The following is a 1,531-nucleotide window of genomic DNA, read 5'->3' as shown; positions in this document are numbered from 1 at the left end:
CAAGACTGGGAAGTAGAGTTGCAATTTTGTAAAATGAAATTGTAGAGAAGTAAAATTTAAATGCAATACGGAAAACCGGAATTGTAAAGGGTACAAATGGAAATGTAAGCCGAGAAATAGACTTGTAACTAGGTAAAACCGAATTGCAATGGGGTAAAATAGAAATGTAAGTCTGAAAAATAGACTTGTAACGAGGTAAAACCGAAATGCAATATGGAAAAATGGAATTGTAACGGGGTAAAATGGAAATATAAGCCTGAAAAGTAGACTTGTAACGTGTAAATAGAAAATTCAAGACTGAAAAGAAAGAACAGAGTATCTGAAATTAAGGGGATACAAATTTTAAATATAAACAACAGGGGCTAACAATCTGGCATAAAGCATAAGCGTCAGCAAGTATTTGGGAGTTTTGTATGATGTTTGAAGTTCGCCAAAATTTCCATTTGTGTTTGGAAAGTGCTAAGTTTGAAACAAAATAAAAATTTTGGCTCTGTAGTGTTTTGGTTGGTTTGGTTTTTCAAATCGCTTACAGCTTCATCCAGTCACCGTTAGCGGCAATTAGGTCGAGAGAGTTTGCTGCATTAAGATTAAACAAACTGAGATGAGAAAAATTACGATAATATTGATTGTCATGGGATTATTTGGATTCGGAGGGTGCAAGTCAAAGAAAACTCAACATAAAAAGGCTGAAACCAGTAAAGAGGAAATTGTTAAAGTTGATTCATTAAGTTATGATGAACAAATAATAGTGTTCAAGACTTTAGGATATGAATTTGCAGATAAAGTGACAAAGGAAATGATTCTTCGAGATGTTTACGAGATGACTTGGGAAGAAGAAACTGAGCAACACATAGAGAAGAACCCTTTTTCTGTCTTGTATTATTTTTACGGGTGGAGAGACCCCGAAGTTCCAAATTATAACTATACAGATAAATGCCTCTGGTTTGACTTAGAATTTTTTGACCCTAATTCCCAATATAAGTGGTTTATGGAAAGGATGGGAGCAATTACAAATGGAGAGATTAAATTTGAAAATATTGAGATTTCTACAGACCGCAATAATTATGAGTGGATTTCATTTGATGTAAACGGAGTTAAGAAAAAATGGAAGCTAGAAAAGTCTGGATACATTGCTGATTCATATGTGCAGAGGTTTTCTTATTTACCGACTGAGCTTAAAACAAAAGGCAGATATACATATTTCGATAATGGAGGTCAACAATGGGTGATTGATTATGCTACAGATAAAGAACAAGAGGAATTTAACAAATTAACAGGACTTAAAAGAGAATGGCTTGGAGAAGGGAATCATTTCTCTGAACCCAAAGAATAAAAGCCGCTAACAATGCATAAAAATAATAGCCGAAATAGTAATGAATTCAAGGGTTTTAGCACGCTTCAACCTTTGTGGAACTTGATGAGTTTCAAGTCCCCAGTCGGCTACATATTCTTATGCGAAACGTTACACACTAGCCAATATTTCGTGTCTGAATTTAGGCGTATTTTTGGTAAGTTTTTCAAATGAATAATT

Annotated in this window: 1 protein-coding gene; it reads left to right on the top strand. The window is 34.2% G+C overall.

Annotated elements, in window-relative coordinates:
- The first annotated feature begins 601 nt into the window (after positions 1 to 601).
- Positions 602 to 1,333, top strand: a complete 732-nt coding sequence (locus QMO11_RS21815) for a hypothetical protein (protein ID WP_282040080.1) — start codon at positions 602 to 604, stop codon at positions 1,331 to 1,333.
- The last annotated feature ends 198 nt before the right edge of the window (positions 1,334 to 1,531 follow it).

It is taken from the genome of Saccharicrinis aurantiacus, assembly GCF_947489045.1.
In the GTDB taxonomy this organism is placed as follows: domain Bacteria; phylum Bacteroidota; class Bacteroidia; order Bacteroidales; family Marinilabiliaceae; genus Saccharicrinis; species Saccharicrinis aurantiacus.
Note: the sequence above shows the minus strand (reverse complement) of the source record. Positions and strands in the feature narration are given on the sequence as shown.

Coding starts and splice junctions, on each gene's coding strand:
- QMO11_RS21815 (WP_282040080.1), top strand. CDS start 602: ATGAGAAAAATTACGATAATATTGATTGTCATGGGATTATTTGGATTC.